General features: G+C 65.8%; 17 protein-coding genes and 1 tRNA gene. 13 read left to right on the top strand and 5 right to left on the bottom strand.

All coding sequences use genetic code 11. The annotated features are described in order from the left end of the window. Nucleotides 1–101: 101 nt before the first annotated feature. Nucleotides 102–485 carry a WhiB family transcriptional regulator gene (locus tag LG634_RS18770; protein ID WP_226735024.1) on the bottom strand — a complete coding sequence of 128 codons (384 nt, stop codon included), beginning with the start codon at nt 483–485 and terminating at the stop codon, nt 102–104. Nucleotides 486–655: 170 nt separating this feature from the next. Continuing rightward, entirely contained in the window at nt 656–1,336 is a 681-nt protein-coding gene (locus LG634_RS18765) for a DUF1707 SHOCT-like domain-containing protein (RefSeq protein WP_226735023.1), read from the bottom strand. A gap of 160 nt (nt 1,337–1,496) precedes the next feature. Here LG634_RS18765 and LG634_RS18760 point away from each other — a divergent pair, with 160 nt between their 5' ends. From LG634_RS18760 to LG634_RS18725, 8 genes are all read left to right on the top strand, one after another. Continuing rightward, nucleotides 1,497–3,167 (top strand): fumarate hydratase, encoded by a 1,671-nt coding sequence (locus LG634_RS18760; protein WP_226735022.1) that lies wholly within the window; start codon nt 1,497–1,499, stop codon nt 3,165–3,167. A 229-nt stretch (nt 3,168–3,396) separates the two neighbouring features. Continuing rightward, a complete protein-coding gene (locus LG634_RS18755; RefSeq protein WP_226735021.1) occupies nt 3,397–3,609 on the top strand; it encodes a hypothetical protein in 213 nt (70 codons plus the stop codon). Next, entirely contained in the window at nt 3,593–4,117 is a 525-nt protein-coding gene (locus tag LG634_RS18750) for a DUF6879 family protein (RefSeq protein WP_226735020.1), read from the top strand. Before LG634_RS18755 ends, LG634_RS18750 begins: the two co-directional genes overlap by 17 nt. Continuing rightward, nucleotides 4,107–4,949 carry a helix-turn-helix domain-containing protein gene (locus LG634_RS18745; protein ID WP_226735019.1) on the top strand — a complete coding sequence of 281 codons (843 nt, stop codon included), beginning with the start codon at nt 4,107–4,109 and terminating at the stop codon, nt 4,947–4,949. The genes LG634_RS18750 and LG634_RS18745 overlap by 11 nt, the downstream gene beginning before the upstream one ends. A gap of 470 nt (nt 4,950–5,419) precedes the next feature. Next, nucleotides 5,420–5,821, top strand: a complete 402-nt coding sequence (locus LG634_RS18740) for a hypothetical protein (RefSeq protein WP_226735018.1) — start codon at nt 5,420–5,422, stop codon at nt 5,819–5,821. Then, nucleotides 5,812–5,909, top strand: a tRNA-Arg gene (locus LG634_RS18735). Before LG634_RS18740 ends, LG634_RS18735 begins: the two co-directional genes overlap by 10 nt. 160 nt (nt 5,910–6,069) lie before the next feature. After that, nucleotides 6,070–6,510 (top strand): UCP032817 domain-containing protein, encoded by a 441-nt coding sequence (locus tag LG634_RS18730; protein WP_226735017.1) that lies wholly within the window; start codon nt 6,070–6,072, stop codon nt 6,508–6,510. A 71-nt stretch (nt 6,511–6,581) separates the two neighbouring features. After that, nucleotides 6,582–7,010 carry a hypothetical protein gene (locus LG634_RS18725; protein WP_226735016.1) on the top strand — a complete coding sequence of 143 codons (429 nt, stop codon included), beginning with the start codon at nt 6,582–6,584 and terminating at the stop codon, nt 7,008–7,010. Nucleotides 7,011–7,084: 74 nt separating this feature from the next. Here the strand turns inward: LG634_RS18725 and LG634_RS18720 are convergent, their stop codons facing one another. Both LG634_RS18720 and LG634_RS18715 read right to left on the bottom strand, forming a co-directional pair. Next, the gene (locus tag LG634_RS18720; RefSeq protein WP_226735015.1) at nt 7,085–8,329 is read right to left on the bottom strand and encodes a phage major capsid protein; all 1,245 of its coding nucleotides are present in this window, start codon (nt 8,327–8,329) and stop codon (nt 7,085–7,087) included. A 2,036-nt stretch (nt 8,330–10,365) separates the two neighbouring features. Continuing rightward, the gene (locus LG634_RS18715; protein WP_226735014.1) at nt 10,366–11,934 is read right to left on the bottom strand and encodes a recombinase family protein; all 1,569 of its coding nucleotides are present in this window, start codon (nt 11,932–11,934) and stop codon (nt 10,366–10,368) included. A gap of 271 nt (nt 11,935–12,205) precedes the next feature. Between LG634_RS18715 and LG634_RS18710 the strand changes: the two genes are divergently transcribed. The 4 genes from LG634_RS18710 (at nt 12,206) to LG634_RS18695 (ending at nt 14,014) form a co-directional block, all read left to right on the top strand. After that, on the top strand, nt 12,206–12,403 hold the full coding sequence (locus tag LG634_RS18710; protein WP_226735013.1) for a hypothetical protein: 198 nt from the start codon (nt 12,206–12,208) through the stop codon (nt 12,401–12,403). Continuing rightward, nucleotides 12,393–12,911, top strand: coding sequence for a DUF6879 family protein (locus LG634_RS18705; RefSeq protein WP_226735012.1), 519 nt, complete (start codon nt 12,393–12,395; stop codon nt 12,909–12,911). The genes LG634_RS18710 and LG634_RS18705 overlap by 11 nt, the downstream gene beginning before the upstream one ends. After that, entirely contained in the window at nt 12,887–13,741 is an 855-nt protein-coding gene (locus LG634_RS18700) for a helix-turn-helix domain-containing protein (RefSeq protein ID WP_264203303.1), read from the top strand. The genes LG634_RS18705 and LG634_RS18700 overlap by 25 nt, the downstream gene beginning before the upstream one ends. Before the next feature lie 69 nt (nt 13,742–13,810). After that, nucleotides 13,811–14,014, top strand: a complete 204-nt coding sequence (locus LG634_RS18695; protein WP_226735011.1) for a hypothetical protein — start codon at nt 13,811–13,813, stop codon at nt 14,012–14,014. A 70-nt stretch (nt 14,015–14,084) separates the two neighbouring features. Here LG634_RS18695 and LG634_RS18690 read toward each other — a convergent pair whose 3' ends face one another. Continuing rightward, nucleotides 14,085–14,636, bottom strand: coding sequence for an allene oxide cyclase barrel-like domain-containing protein (locus LG634_RS18690; RefSeq protein ID WP_226735010.1), 552 nt, complete (start codon nt 14,634–14,636; stop codon nt 14,085–14,087). Between the two features lie 181 nt (nt 14,637–14,817). On the opposite strand from LG634_RS18690, the gene LG634_RS18685 reads away from it, so the two are divergent. Further along, the gene (locus LG634_RS18685; RefSeq protein ID WP_226735009.1) at nt 14,818–15,624 is read left to right on the top strand and encodes an arylamine N-acetyltransferase family protein; all 807 of its coding nucleotides are present in this window, start codon (nt 14,818–14,820) and stop codon (nt 15,622–15,624) included. The last annotated feature ends 55 nt before the right edge of the window (nt 15,625–15,679 follow it).

Raw genomic sequence — 15,679 nt, 5'->3', positions numbered from 1 at the left:
GGCGGCCGGTCCGCAGTACGCGAAGGGCGCTCCCGTTGTGCGGCGGGAGCGCCCTTCGCGTCGTACGGACCCCGACCGGGTACGAGCCCGGGGGCCGCGGCTCAGCCGGCGGCCGCGACCGGACCCGCGGTCTGCCCGGACCGCAGCTCGGCGGCGCGGCGGCGGCGCCGGGCGAGCACGACCCGGCGCTCGGCGGCCGTGAGGCCGCCCCACACGCCGTACGGCTCGGGCTGGAGCAGGGCGTGCTCGCGGCAGGCGACCATCACCGGACAGCGGGCGCACACGCGCTTGGCGGCCTCCTCGCGCGACAGCCGGGCGGCCGTCGGCTCCTTGGAGGGGGCGAAGAACAGCCCCGCCTCGTCCCGGCGGCACACCGCCTCCGCATGCCACGGGCCGTCCTCTTCCCTGACCGGCTGCCGTGGGTTCGGGATACTCGGAACGCACTGGACGGCGGCCTGCAGGGACTGATGCGGCGGTTGCTGCACGGTCTACTCCTGACGACGTATTCGCGAGCGAGAGACGATGCGACTGTCTCTACCCGCTCCTCGCAGGCCTATGCACTGTGTTCCGCTTCGGGAAAGTTAGACCGAATTCCGCCCCCGGACGTCCTGTTGCCGACTGGTCCGGCGCCCCCCATTCCCCCGTGGTGGCGGGCTCAACCCTGCTTCCGCATGCGGGCCGCCAGGTCGACCAGCCGCTTCCCGGACTTCTTGCGGGCCTCGATATTGCCGAGCACGGAAAACCCGCGGACGATCACGACGGGAGCCTGCGGATCGGTGTGTTCGGACCCGTCCGCGTGGACTTCGAAATTGGCGAGGAAGCCGTTGCCGAATCCGCGGAGCGTGATGTTTTCCGGGACGAGGATTTCCACATTGCCGAGCAGACAGGTCACGTTGATCTCGGTGAGCTGCTGTTCGAACGTGGCCTCGGTGAGGTCGAGGGTGACGTCGCCCATGACGGCCACGGCCCGGGTGTGGGGTGCGGGCCGCCAGCGGCCCCGGCGGGTGGTGCCGCTGCACACGGCGACCACGTGGTCGGGCTCGCCGGCGTACGGGCGGGCGCCGTCGGGCAGGGCGGAGCCGGCGTGCGGGGCCGTCCGGACCCCGGCGGGCAGGTCCCGTACCAGCCGGTCCAGCTCTCCCACGGTCTTGACGGTGAACAGCGCGTCGATGCGCTCGGCGTGCTCGTCCGCGGTGAGCCGGCCCTCGGCGAGGGCGTCCCCGAGGATGCGGGCGGTGCGGTCGCGGTCGGCGTCGGAGGCCCGGATCGCGGCGGCAGACGGTGCGGGTCCGGCAGTGTCCTGGCCGGGCTGGGCGGGTCGCTTGTCGAGGTCCACGCACGCCAGCATAGCGAGACGCGATAGATCGCGATAGTGCTGTTTCGGGGCGACTGAGCCTTACCTCACAGACAGGACCGCGGGGCGAGGTCCTACGCTGGTGTACCGCGCTGCCAAATGGTCGCCAGCGCTGTCTGCCGAGTGAGGAATGGCTACCCAAATGCCGGAGTTCGCGTACACCGACCTGCTGCCCCTGGGCGAGGACACCACCCCGTACCGGCTGGTGACCTCCGAGGGCGTCTCGACGTTCGAGGCCGACGGCCGTACGTTCCTCAAGGTCGAGCCGGAGGCGCTGCGCGCGCTGGCCGCCGAGGCCATCCACGACATCCAGCACTACCTGCGCCCGGCCCACCTCGCTCAGCTGCGCCGCATCATCGACGACCCCGAGGCCTCCTCGAACGACAAGTTCGTCGCCCTGGACCTCCTGAAGAACGCGAACATCGCGGCGGCCGGCGTGCTCCCGATGTGCCAGGACACCGGCACCGCGATCGTCATGGGCAAGCGCGGCCAGAACGTCCTCACCGAGGGCGGCGACGAGGCGGCGCTCTCCCGCGGCATCTACGACGCGTACACGAAGCTGAACCTGCGCTACTCGCAGATGGCACCGCTGACCATGTGGGAGGAGAAGAACACCGGCTCGAACCTGCCCGCGCAGATCGAGCTGTACGCGACCGACGGCGGCGCGTACAAGTTCCTCTTCATGGCCAAGGGCGGCGGCTCGGCCAACAAGTCCTTCCTCTACCAGGAGACGAAGGCGGTCCTCAACGAGGGCTCGATGATGAAGTTCCTGGAGGAGAAGATCCGCTCGCTGGGCACCGCGGCCTGCCCGCCGTACCACCTGGCGATCGTCGTCGGCGGCACCTCCGCCGAGCACGCGCTGAAGACCGCGAAGTACGCCTCGGCGCACTACCTGGACGAGCTGCCGACCGAGGGTTCGGCGCTGGGCCACGGCTTCCGCGACACGGAGCTGGAGGAGAAGGTCTTCGAGCTGACGCAGAAGATCGGCATCGGTGCGCAGTTCGGCGGCAAGTACTTCTGCCACGACGTGCGCGTGGTCCGGCTGCCGCGGCACGGTGCGTCGCTGCCGGTCGCCATCGCCGTCTCCTGCTCGGCCGACCGCCAGGCCGTCGCGAAGATCACCGCCGAGGGCGTCTTCCTGGAGCAGCTGGAGAAGGACCCGGCGCGCTTCCTGCCGGAGACGACCGACGAGCATCTGGACGCGTCCTCGGACGTCGTGAAGATCGACCTGAACCAGCCGATGGACGACATCCTCGCCGAGCTGACCAGGCACCCGGTCAAGACCCGCCTGTCGCTGACCGGCCCGCTGGTCGTGGCGCGCGACATCGCGCACGCCAAGATCAAGGAGCGGCTGGACGCGGGCGAGGACATGCCGCAGTACCTGAAGGACCACCCGGTCTACTACGCCGGCCCGGCGAAGACCCCCGAAGGCTACGCGTCCGGCTCCTTCGGCCCGACCACGGCCGGCCGCATGGACTCGTACGTCGAGCAGTTCCAGGCGGCGGGCGGCTCGAAGGTCATGCTGGCCAAGGGCAACCGCTCGCAGCAGGTCACCGATGCCTGCGGCAGCCACGGCGGCTTCTACCTGGGCTCGATCGGCGGCCCGGCGGCCCGGCTCGCGCAGGACTGCATCAAGAAGGTCGAGGTCGTCGAGTACGAGGAGCTCGGCATGGAGGCCGTCTGGAAGATCGAGGTCGAGGACTTCCCGGCGTTCATCGTCGTGGACGACAAGGGCAACGACTTCTTCACTTCGCGTGAACCCGAGCAGCCGACGTTCACCAGCATCCCGGTCCGCGGCCCCGGGATGGCCTAGCCCCAGCACTCCACAGCCCAGAGAGCCCCTGACGCCCAGCGTCGGGGGCTCTCTCCGTCGCAGCCCCCCACCCGGCACGCAGGAGCCCGCTCCGGGGCCACGGCGGGGCCGCCGTAGATCGTCTACCCGACAACGCAAATATTGGCGATGCCGCATAGACGGACCGCACGGGCACTCGTACCGTCGTCTCCCGAGGCCCCAACCGGGGCCAGGACAAGGGGGTTTCAGCATGGCGCGCGAGGAACTGACCCGACTCACCGGCAACGGGAACGGCAACGGCACCTGCGGCAAGGACGACTGCCCGAACGTCTACCGCACCGCCAGCGGCTCGTTCGTCGTCCAGGGCGACGTTACCGACGTCTTCCAACCGCCGGAGGGGGAAGGGCTTGTGGAGATCCCGGAAAGCGTGCTGCGGGAGGCCGTTCGTGCTCTTGGATGGTGAAGCCTGGCAGGCGAAATTCCAAGACTTCCGGCAGGAAGCCTGGAGGCTTGAGACGCTGCCCCAGTACCTCATGCCGCAAGAAGCGGAGGAGTTCACGGCATTCAAAGCCGGGGCCCGTGTCGATCCGGCAAGCGTCTCGAACGATTACACCGACCGCCTCGCACGGCAGGTGGCCGAGGGGCGCTCACAGGGCCGCGTACACATCGTGACCCGCCCGCTCTCCGACTACTTGCGATTCGAGTTCTCCCAGTACTACGCACCACACGCCCTGGCCGGCGAGGAGATCCGTATTCTCGATGTGACCAGCCGAGACAACCCCTTGCGAGGGGTTCAGGATTTCTGGTTGTTCGACCGCGCCGACGTCGTGCTGATGAACTACTACGCGGACGGTCGGCAGATCAGCCGTGAGATCTTCGAAGGCGACGTGTCCCCGTTCGTCGAGTACCAGCGGATCGCAGTCAGCGAATCGGTGCCTTTCGAGGAGTACGTGAAGGGCCTTGACGCTTGAGCCTGAACGGCTAGGCCAGTCCAGATCAGACCTAGCCGAAGCTATGCGTACGTTGCGGAAGCGAGCCGGGAAGACACAAACCTGGCTCGCCCGCCGCTGCAACATGTCTCAAACAAAAATTAGCAACATCGAGAGCGGGAAGCTTACGCCCGCAATCGTTGATGTGGAGTTGATCCTAGCTGCGCTCGAAGCGGGTGGCCCTACAGCAGATGCGCTGCTGGCACTGACCCGTACGGCAAACACGGAGTGGCAAGACCATTGGTCCTCGCGTCGACGCGGGCTCGACAAAAAGCAGAACGAGTTGGCTCGACTCGAAGCAGCATCTACGGAGTTCCGTTATTTCCTGCTCTCCATGATTACAGGCTTGTTGGCCACTCCCGAGTACGTCCGCGCCAGTATCGCCGACGTCTCCGGAGATCAGTCCAAAATTGTGGCGAAGAAGCTCGAACGTCAAAGCATCCTGCGAGACTCATCAAAGTCCTTCACGTTCCTCCTCACGGAACAAGCGGTCAGGTGGCCACTCCTTCCGCCTCTCGGAATGGCAATGCAGCTAGACTGGCTGGCTTCGATCTCGCGCATTCCGAACGTAAAGCTAGGCGTCATCCCGCTGGATGGGCATATTCCTGAGCGTCCGCTGAATACCTTCACGGTCTATGACCGGCGGCTAGCCACGGTAGAAACCGGCACTGGCGCCCTCATCTTGCGCGACCACAGGGACGTGGAAGCGTACCGAGAGGACTTTGCACGATACGAGGCGTACGCCCTGTTCGGGGACGACCTCCGACAAGCGCTCTCCGATTGGTCGACGCTCTTTACCCGACAACGCCAATAAATGCCGGTTCGTCCCGTCCCTCGCGGAATCATGGCTGTCGATTCCGTTGACAGTCCGTGAGGGATGGTGAGCGATGGCAACGCGGGAAGCCCAGCGCATTGCGCCTGACGACAGGTACGACTACGTAACGAACGTCAATAACCGGCCCAACTGCGCTGCCTGTGAGGGGTGGATCTCGCCCGACGTGCTCGCCGTGCGGGGGTGGATCGCGCGCCGCGAGGGGCCGCCCTCCGTCGGCTTCTGGCACCCCGAGTGCCCGCGCCCGGAGCGTCCCTGATGGTCACCCGGGCGGACATCGGGGCGCGCTGCCAGGACGAGTACGGGCGCCTGGGCATCCTCCGAGACATCGACCCTGCTTGGGAAAACCCCGCGGACCCGCCGGGGGACCGCAGGACGGTCCCGGTCGCGTTCCTGGGGCCCGAGAGCGGCGGACGCGAGTGGCACGCCAACCCGGCGAAGGTGAGGCGGGCGTGAGCCGCCAACAGACTCTGGGCCGCTACGTCTGCGGAGCCTCGATCGAACGAGACGAAGACGCCTTCCGGGCCCTGCTGCGGTTCATGATCGGGGACAGCTTCCAGCGAAGCAGCCGCTACCGGTGCACGCTGGAACAGCACGACGGGGAGCATCACGCCTGCGTCTACGACCCCGGCAAGCCTCAGCGGGTGTCGCTCTGGCTCCGGTGGGCAAACGACCGCCCCGAGCTGTCTCTCAGGTGGGTGCGCGACTGCCCAGCCGCGTCCGAGGCCGGGGACGGCTGCTGCCAGTACATCGACCACCAGGGCGGACACACCTGGGAGGTCACCGACCCTGAGCACGACATGTTCCAAGCCATCGCGCCCGCTCTCGAAGAGCTGTTCCGCGACCCTTCGTAGCTCAGTCAGGAAGAGCGCCGCGCGCCGACTTCGCGGCAGCCATCTCCCCGCGCGGCAGACCCCGGTTCAAGTCCGGGCGAAGGGACCACCCGCCCCCGAAGGGGCGGGCAGGCAACACCGTTCACGGAAGGAAGGTGCCCATGCACGGCGACCCTCGGGAGAAGTCCGGTGACGGAGACTCGGGCGGAGACCAGTTCCCGCCCCCGCCCGCGGCCTGAGCCCCCAGCACGTACGGAAGGAAGCACGCGATGACGACCATGGTTGAAAGGCCCGTCGCCGTACGGCACGGGAAGGATCTCGTCAGTCCCGAGCTGTTCGAGCGGCTGGCCGCGTTCTGCGCGGACGAATACGGCCTGGAAAGGGTCGTGGCCAACCGCGTCATGGACCAGGCCTTGGCGTTCCTGTGGGTGGTCGGGACGACCCGCGCCACCGACATGGCGCCCAGCGACACCGTCGACCCGGGCTGGCACACGTTCATGCTGCACAGCCAGGAGTACGCGCAGTGGTGCCAGGACCAGTTCGGCTACTACGTCCACCACGCCCCCAACTCGAAGGTCCGCACGCGCGGTCTGATGGTCGACGTGGCCGGCCGCCTGGCCGCTCACGGGTTCGACGTCGATGACCGGCTGTGGGGCACCGCGGCCGACTGCAACGCGCCGACGTGTTGCAGTGACGGGCCGTGCTGCTGATCCCCTCGAACGAAGGAGGACCCGGACACGTCGCATGTGCCCGGGTCCTACCGTGAGCAAAGGTACCGCCCATGGCATCTGACGACGGTCTGGCCGGACGAAGCAGAGTCACGGTGTTCGCGATGTTCGGCGTGGTCTTCGGCTACGCCGTGCACCACCTGGACGAGCGGCGGATCGGGGACGTGGGCATCGTCGGCCCGCTCACCCCCGGTATTGAGTGGCCGCGGCTGTGGCAGATGGCCCGCACCTGCGGGCGGCCCACGGCCAGCGAAACCGAGCTGGCCCAATGGGTGCTTACCCAGGCCACCCGGGCGTTCGTGTGCGGCAGCGACCTCATCACACAATTCCCTTCGCAGGGTTGGAAGTTGGAGCCTGGCGGCAAGCGCGTCCGGTTCGATGCCACGTACGCCAACCGCGACCAGCTCTGGACGGGGAACCTCACCGTCGAAGGGCTGACCCCGGAACAAGTGGCTGAGCGCCCGACGCTCTATAACGCCTAGCCGCGCCCCTGTAGTAGGAATGCAAGAATTCCCCCACAACCGAAAGGTTATGGGGGGATTCTTGTACTAGCCGCCTAGCTAGCAGCTGCCTTGATGACATGGACAGCGGCCGGAGAATCTACGGCCAGCCCTGCTACTCGGTAGGTCGCACGAAATGCCGTGACATCGCGGTCGAATGCGTAGTCCTCGGAAACGGCAACACGCACATCGGACCGCAGGCCGATATGAATACGAGTCGGATCGGCCACAATCACGGTGCGAGCAGGGAGATTCGCAGAAACATGAATCGGGAGACCGAGCCCACGCGACGCGACCGGGTCAGTCACCTGACCGGCGAGATAGCCGCCACTCGTTCCGTTCTCGCGGGCCTTCCGCAGGCTCTTCGCCTGATCAGGACTCGCCCAAATCACAGCAGGAACAGCGCCCGCTGCTTCAATATCCGAATAGCTGTCGATGATGTGATCCCAGGAAACCTGCGTGGCACCAGCCCCGAGATTCACAGCCGTACCCATGCCGGCCTTCGTCAGACCAGTAAGCGACGCCGCGCCGCCTGCACCCTGGAAGGCATCCCGGTCCACCTGGCTCGCGATGTTCCGCATCATCACACCGGCAATCAGATCCCGCATCTCGAAGGCCGCATCCGCCAGGATCTCATTCGACGCCCGGTAAAGGTCTGCGTACTTCACCGGCGAAAACGTCAGACTGGAGAAATTCGGAGCACCTTCGGGGATGACAGCGCCTTCGGCGACAACACCCGGAGTGGTCGAACCCGTGAGATTAGGCAGAGAGAAAGATCCCCCTTCAAAGCGGTGCACGTTGACGCCCGCAACGCGAAGGAAAACGCTCGCCGCTCGAAGATACTGAACACAGCGATCGGCAACCGAAGCGGGAACCGCGTAACCTCCGCTGGCAGGATTACCCACCGCCACCAGAGTGCGGAACTCATTACCGGAAGGCAGGATGGACCGCCACTCGTCCGACTCGCCAAGGAAAGCCTTACTGCCCCCAGGCGTGACCATGGCTCGGAGAGCGGGATTCTTGTCAAGTGCCGCTCGCGCTTCAGTTTCTCGGTCGAGCCCCGCCCGGTCCTCCCGGGCGTCCGCGGCCCGCATCTCCATGTACTTCAGCGTCTCGGCTATCGAGTCGCGGGTTTCAACACTGTCCGCCCCGTCGGGGCCGTTAACTGCGGCCAGAATCTCAGTGCGCGCTATCCGCTCTTCCACCGGAACCGAATTAATAACCGCCGCGACCTCCCGAGCATTCAGGCCGCGTCCCTCCGCCTCGGCAGTCTCGAACATCTTGCGGAGTTCGTGCTTCAAATTTTTCTCCTAGTCAGGGCCTGGTGGTTACTGGGCATAAAGAAAGCCGCCTCGGTTGAACCGGGCAGCCGACGCCAAACAGCGTTGCGGGTTACAGGAGCTTGACCAGGAATGCGTAAAGCTCATCGGCGTGAGACATCCACTCCGAACGGGCCTGGGGGGCCGTGCAGGCCTCAGCCTTGGCCCTACACTCAGCCGCTCGCTCGACAAGGGCCGGCGGCAGGGGCTCGGCCTCATGGATCACAGACATCGAGTGGTTGAAGTCGGATGCCTTCGGGCGCTCGCTCTCGTAAGCGGCGCAGCCAGTCTGAGTGTTCATTTCATTCCTTCGCTGTTCGGCGCGCTGCTCGTAGTAAGTCCTCTTGCGTGCGCGCTGGGCCGCCTCACGGCAGGAGGGGCGGCAGTACCGCGGGGGCCTTCCTGGCGCGAGTTCACGGGTGAACCCCTCGGCGCAGTGCCAGCACTTCAAGTGCGCAATCATGATTTCCATCTCCAAGGGGAGCGAGAAGGGCGCGACCCCCGGCGGAGTAATTCCGGGAGCCGCACCGAACTCTGGCCCTGAACCATTGAAGGAGTTCCCTTGCGGGTTTCTTCACTGGATATAGACCCGTCACAGCGCAGGTTTCACCACAACAGCGGAACCGGACACGCACAGTCATGCGCCGTCACGCACTCCCACCAATTCCCGCTAATTCGCGGCCGCATCAGCAGAGGGAAGGCGGCGGGTGCGGAGAAGGGCACCCGGAAAGTTTCAGACCCCCCTTCCCCCTCGGAGAGGGGTGGCGGTCCGGTTGCATAAGGGGCCGCTAGCGCACACGCACAGCGCGGGCGAGGTATTTGCTCTTGATTTCCCGCCCTGCGGCCTGCGTGAGGCCGCGTGTGCTGTCCTTGACTGGGCAGCCGTAAAGACAGGGGGCACCCTTCCGGGGTGCCTGGAATGTAAGCACGTTCCGCCTTGGCCGTTGAAAGACTCCGAATGCTCACAAGCCGAAGGAGTTCTATCTCGCTCCGCTTGCTCCGCAGCTTCACTCAAGCCTTGGCTGAGTCAGGCCCCGTCAGGGAGACTGACTGTCCCGGTCTGTCGACCGGCCAGGGCATGGCTGCGAGCTTGCGAGTAGCTAACAGACCCCGTAGGGGTCTGTAAGTTCTTAGTTACTAGTTACGTCTCAGAACGCCCGGGGATGTAAGACAGCGAAGGTGTGGTTGTGAGACAGCATCCCGCTGTTCTGATACAGCGGCACTGCCCCTCTATCTCATCGGCGCACTCTTGTAAGACAGAGGGCTACACGGGGAGATATGGGTTATTAGCCACGGCCGCCTTAACGGCCGCGTCGAAGGATCCGTACTCCGGCTTCCATTGCTGCTGTCGTTCAGCCGGAGCCGATAGGAACACCGCCTGAGCCTCCCAGGACATGTCATCCCAACTCAGCGGGCGAGCCTCATCCGGCAAGGGCTCACTAGGCGGCCTCGGGGCGCCCGCAGGATGCACTTCTGGGCCCTCCGCCGGCCTGGGCACCCGGGAGGGGCCGGAAGGGCCCTGAGAGGCCTTCGCCGTCGTCTCGCCAGGGATGGCGATCCGGTAGGTCGTGGCGACTCCTCGGGATCCTTCGCGGGCCACGGCGAGGTACCCGAGGTTCACGGCAGCGCGCAGCCATCGGCTCGCCTTCGACCGGTCGACACCGGTCGCCTCCTGGATGCGGTCGAGAGACGGACGCACGTCCTCTCCCCAGGTTCCCCAGCGCGTACCCACAGCGATAAGGAAGCGCGTGAAGTTGGGCCACGCGTCTTTGCGCGTGAGCCTGTGGGCTCTCAGTACGTCGGCCCCGGGAGCCTCGGCCGTGGCAAGGGCGAATACCCAGGTTCCGTGTCGTGCCTTAGCGGCATCGGAGCGATTAGCCATACGGTGCCGACGTGCCCTCTCATACGGTTGGTTGGTAGTCGAGTTGTATCCCCGCCAGGGTGGCGGACTCAAGTAGTGGGCACGAAGAGGCCCCCGGAGCGTTTACACGCAACAGGGGCCGGGGGGCTAGCGCTTGCTAGCTTCGCTTGTAGGCCTTCCGGGCCGGAAGAATGAACTCAGCCTCGGGAGCAGTCCATACGTAGCCCTCGGGGACGTGGAGGCCGGTTTCCTCGGCGATCTCGGTCACTTCCGGCACCCGTACGAGCACACGGCGAGAGCCGTCCTCCGTACTTCCAACGGTCACTGTGATTCTGTGCCGTTGCAGGAATACCCGCTTCTGCTCATCGTCCTTCGTGGCCCACTCCTCCGAGTAGGTGCGCCCCGTCGTTTTCCAGGCCGGAGAATCTTCAGCGGTCTTGATTTCTTCCCTCAGTCGCTCGACCTTGGCCGACTGGAACCCGTGCTGCCCCCAGTACCGTTCAATTTGGACTTCCGACTTCAGGCGCCCGGCAAGGTAGTCCGATTCCAGCCGGTCAAGAATCGCCTCGGCCTCGGCAAGCTCTGCCTTGGCCTGACTAATCGAATTCCCAACCCTCTCCATTACAGGCAAAGGCCCGAGGGTCACATTTATGAACGAGCCCACAGCAGTGTCGAGGTCATCTCGCCGGATGCGATTGGGGCTCGGACAAGTTCCAGTGTTGACATTGTTGCAACCGTAGTAATGATGCACAGCACCATTCGCCTTCACCTTTTTATTGGAAGACATTCGGGATCCGCAGCTCTGGCAAGTAGCTACACCGCCGAGCATCGATCGCGAGGGAGTAGCCCGTCGAACCGGTCGGTCGCGCTTAAGGGAAGCCGCGAACTCAGACCACTCGGCGAAATCCATCAAAGGGTTCTCGGCGATGCGGACGCTCTCGCCATTATCGTCTACGACGATTTCGCCCTTGTGCGTGTAGATACCTGCGACTGTTGGATTCATCACGATGGAGCGAATAGCGTTGGCCGTCCACGCGATCGCCCTTGGCTCTTCACCCTTCAAGAGACGGAGATGATCACGCCACGTAGGAACGCCACGCTTGTTGAGGTCGAGCGCAATCTTGTAAGAGGACCAATCACCCTTCAAGCGATCCACAATTTCAAGAAAAAGGTCGGCATGAGTTGGGTCTTGGACGAGCTTCTTCCCTCCGCCCTCCTGTCGCTCAAATCGATATCCATACGGCTCCACACCGCCAATCCAAACCCCCTTGGCCTTGCGGGCTGCTGAACCCGAGAGAGCGCGGGCGCGAATCGTATCCAACTCTCCCTCGGCAAAGGCGGCGATGATTTGAGCGAACATCTTTCCCATCGGGGTGCTCATGTCGATGCCTTCGGTAACGGACACGATGGTCTTCCCACGTTTCTGGCACCACTCAAAGACTTCCGCAAAATGGCCAGCCTTTCGGCTGAGCCGGTCAATCTTCCCCACAGCCAACACGTCCCACTCGTCGGCCTTCTCGGTAAACCAGGGACCGAGGCCGGGCCGCTTGAACGGGTGCATCGCTCCGGTCACGTCCAGGTCTTCTGCCCAACCGACCATGCGGCCGCCAATGGTGGGCCCGATCGTCCAGTGCTCGACAGCAGCCCGCTGCGACTCGGGGCTACTGCTGTCGTCCTTCAGGATCGATACGCGGATGTTCCCCAGAACCCTCGGATGTCTGATCATGCGCGGATGCTACGAGAGTCCCCGCGAGCGGAGCAAGGGCAACGACTTCTTCCAGAACCCGGCCCCGGAGCCGACGTTCACGCACATCCCGGTGCGGGGGCCGGGTCTGGTGTAACCCCCACCCCTGCAGGAGCCCCCGGCGCCCGGCGCCGGGGGCTCCTGCCGTTCCGGCCCGCCTTCCCGTCTTGGAAACTCGAACCCCTTGCGTACCGCACGAGTTCGTCGCGAGCATCAACCACGACACGACGGAGCCGGCCGGGAGGGAACCCCCGTGAAGGTCACCAAGCTTGTGAGCACGTGCGACATCAAGGACTGCCCCACGATCTACGCCACCGACCGGGGCACGCTGCTGGTCCAAGGCGAGACCCCCGCGGATCACGGACTCGACATTCCCGCCCACGAAACCCTGGTCGAGATCCCGGAGCAACTGATCTTCGATCTCATCCGGAAGGGTCTTCGTGGTGCCTAAGACCCTCGGGGAACTGTTCGACACCTTCCAGCGGGAAGCGTTCCGCTTGGAGACACTGGACGATTACAGCAAGTCGGGAAGTGTGGAGGCGTACGAGACGTTCCTCTCCGGGGCCCCTCAGCCGGCCGGCTACAACGAAGACTGGGTGTCGGAACTCCGCTCTCACACCAGCCAGGGCAAGCGCATCTATCGCGTGCACGTCCTCTGCCGCCCCCTCACTCCGTACCTGAGGTTCGAGCTGGGTTGGGGCTACCGGAAGAACGCCACAGGCGGCGAGGAATTCTTCATTCTCGACACCACCGAACAGCCGAACCCCTTGGAAGGGGTTCCGGATTTCTGGCAGATGGACGGGGCGTCACCGGCCGTCATGAGCTATTCGCACGACGGGGAATTTCTTGGGGTTGACGTTCTCCCCGAAGAGCGGGCGGGGGAATTCAGAGCGTACCGGGACACCGCCATGAGGTATGCCGAACCATTCTCCGATTGGTGGGCGAAGTACGGGGAGTGAACAAGGGGCAGCTGGGATACGCACTGCGGGCGCTTCGGCAGGCATCCGGAAAAGAAGCCAAAACCGTCGCCCGCAGTGCACTCATGTCCGCAAGCAAGCTGAGCAAGATCGAAACGGCGAAGGCAGCTCCATCCGTCGGAGATGTGGAGCGCATCCTCACAGCCATCGGCGTCTCAGACGAAGTCAAGGAAGAGTACCTGGCAGTCGTCAGAGCAGCGGCAACCGAGGCCACCGCCTGGCGTCTCGTCCGCCGCATGGGAGTGCACAAGGCGCAGCAGCAGCAGACGAGAGCACTGGAGGCTCACATGACGCTGCTGCGACTCTTCCAGCCGGCTTTGATCCCCGGCCTGCTGCAGACGCCTGAATACATTCGAGCGGTTCTCTCTCGGCACGAACTCGGCGAGGATGTGCTGACGCAGACCATCATTGCCCGGATAGAACGCCAACAGGTCCTCTACGACTCGACCAAGGAACTTCGGTTCGTCATCACCGAGCCCGTACTCCGGTGGCGCATCGTATCGACCTCCCGGATGGCGGAACAGGTGGACAGACTCGTCTCCCTTTCACGGCTGCCCAACATCGACCTTCGCGTCGTCCCCTTGTCGAGGCAGCAGCAGGACGTGGCCAATCACGCATTCGTCATCCGTGACGACAGAACCGTCACTGTCGAAACGGTTCACGCCGAAATCGTCGTGACTGACCCCAGGGATGTTTCCTTGTACGTCCGCAAGTTCGATGGCTTCGCCTCCGCGGCACTCTCCGGTGACGACATGCGGGCCATGCTCGAAGGAATACGAGACGAGTTCTTGCGCGAACAGGAAAGCACCTAGAACCGCGCACCGCACCCGCCCACCATTGGCTGTCGATGACGAAGACGGTTTCGTGAGGGACGGTGGGCGATGGCTACGCGGGAACCTGAGCGCATTGCACTCGACGACAGGTACGACTACGTGACGTGCGTCGACAACCGCCCCGGCTGCGCTTCCTGCGAAGGCTGGATCCCACCCGACGCGCTCGCGGTGCGGGGGTGGATCGCCCATCAAGAGGGCCCGCCGACCATCGGCTTCTGGCACCCCGAGTGCCCGCGCCCGGAGCGCCCCTGATGCGGGGCGGGCAGGTATCGCCTTGGCCGAGCGGCCGACGCTCTACGGCGCCTGACAGCCTGCCCGGTGGTCACGGGCTGAAGTGGAACTCCATGCGCTCGAAGCCGTCGCCCTCGTCGGTGATGCGGATGTAGCCGCGGGCGTCGGCGTAGTCGCCGGTGCCGCCGGTGATGGCGATGTCGAAGGGGGCCGGCGGCTGGTCCGACGAGGTGCTGAAGGACGCGAGGCCCTGGGCCGCGATCTGGCCGTCGCCGGGGTTGCCGTTCAGGACGAGGTTGCCCAGGCACAGCATGTCGTCGGACGAGGTCCCGGTCCGTACGACCGTGCAGGTCACGCCGTCGCGGCCGACGACGGACCCCGTCTTGCTGAGGTACAGGTCGGAGGCGAAGGTGAAGGCGTCGCCGGGCTCGTACTCCTCCTGCTCGGCGGTCGGGCTGCCGGATTCGGTCGGGCTGCCCGAGCCGGTGGGCCCGTCGCCGTCGGCCGGGGCCTCTTTCGCGTAGAGGGTGAAGTCATCCGGCGCCGCGGCCGCGGACGCGGGGGCGGGGACGCCGAGGGCGACGGCCGCCACGGCGGCCATGTAGGCGCCGAGCACGCCGGTTCTCCTGTAGCTGCGGGACATGTCCTGCCTCCTGGGCGTGACGGACTCCCCCTCACCCCCACCCGGCCCCCGGACCTCCTTCATTCTGCGACGGCATGCGGGCGGGCGCCCGGCGAGCGGTGTGCGGCCGGGCAGGGCGGTGTGCCCGATCTTCCCGTACCGGGGGTGCCCGTTCCTGGCCCGGACCGGCAAGACTGGGCGGATGGACGAGACGACGGAACTTCTGCCTCCCGAGCACGTGGCCGCCTACCTGGCCCGGATCGGCGCCGAGCGGCCCCTGCGGCCCACCGCCGAGGCCCTGCGCGAGCTGCACCTGCGGCACCTGCAGGCGGTGCCGTTCGAGAACCTGTCCATCCACCTCGGCGAGGACGTGTCCCTCGACGCCGGGGCCCTGTTCGACAAGCTGGTGACCGCCCGGCGCGGCGGCTTCTGCTTCGAACTCAACGGCGCCTTCGCGCTGTTGCTGCGCTCCCTGGGCTACCGGGTGGACCTGCTCGCGGCCGAGGTCACCCCGGCCGGCGGCGGTACGACGATTCCGGCCGGGCACCTCGCACTGCGCGTGGAGTCCTGCGAGGGCACGGCCTGGCTGGCGGACGTCGGCTTCGGCGACCACAGCCACTTCCCGCTGGCCTTCGACGACCGCGGCGACCAGAAGGACCCGGGCGGCGTGTTCCGCCTCGCCGACGCCCCCGAGGGCGACCTGGACGTCTTCCAGAACGACGAGGTCCAGTTCCGGCTGGAGCTCCGACCCCGCCCCCTGTCACACTTCCGCTCCGCCGCCTGGTGGCACTGCACCTCCCCCCTGTCCAACTTCACCCGCGGCCCGGTCTGCACCCGCCTCACCCCGGACGGCCGCACCACCCTCACCGGCCGCACCCTCATCACCACCACCCCCGCAGGCCGCACGAAGCAGGTCCTCCACGACACCCCGGCCCTCCTCACGACGTACCAGGACCACTTCGGCGTCGTCCTGGACCGTGCCCCGGTCCCGCTGCTGCCGCGGGACTGACGGCCTCAGTACGCGGCTGCGCCGTGCCGCGGCAGCCCGGCCCAGGTGCGGGTGC

This window comes from Streptomyces bambusae (assembly GCF_020532645.1).
GTDB classification, from domain to species: domain Bacteria; phylum Actinomycetota; class Actinomycetes; order Streptomycetales; family Streptomycetaceae; genus Streptomyces; species Streptomyces bambusae.
The sequence above is the reverse complement of the archived record's forward strand: the minus strand, read 5'-3'. Positions and strand labels throughout refer to the sequence as shown.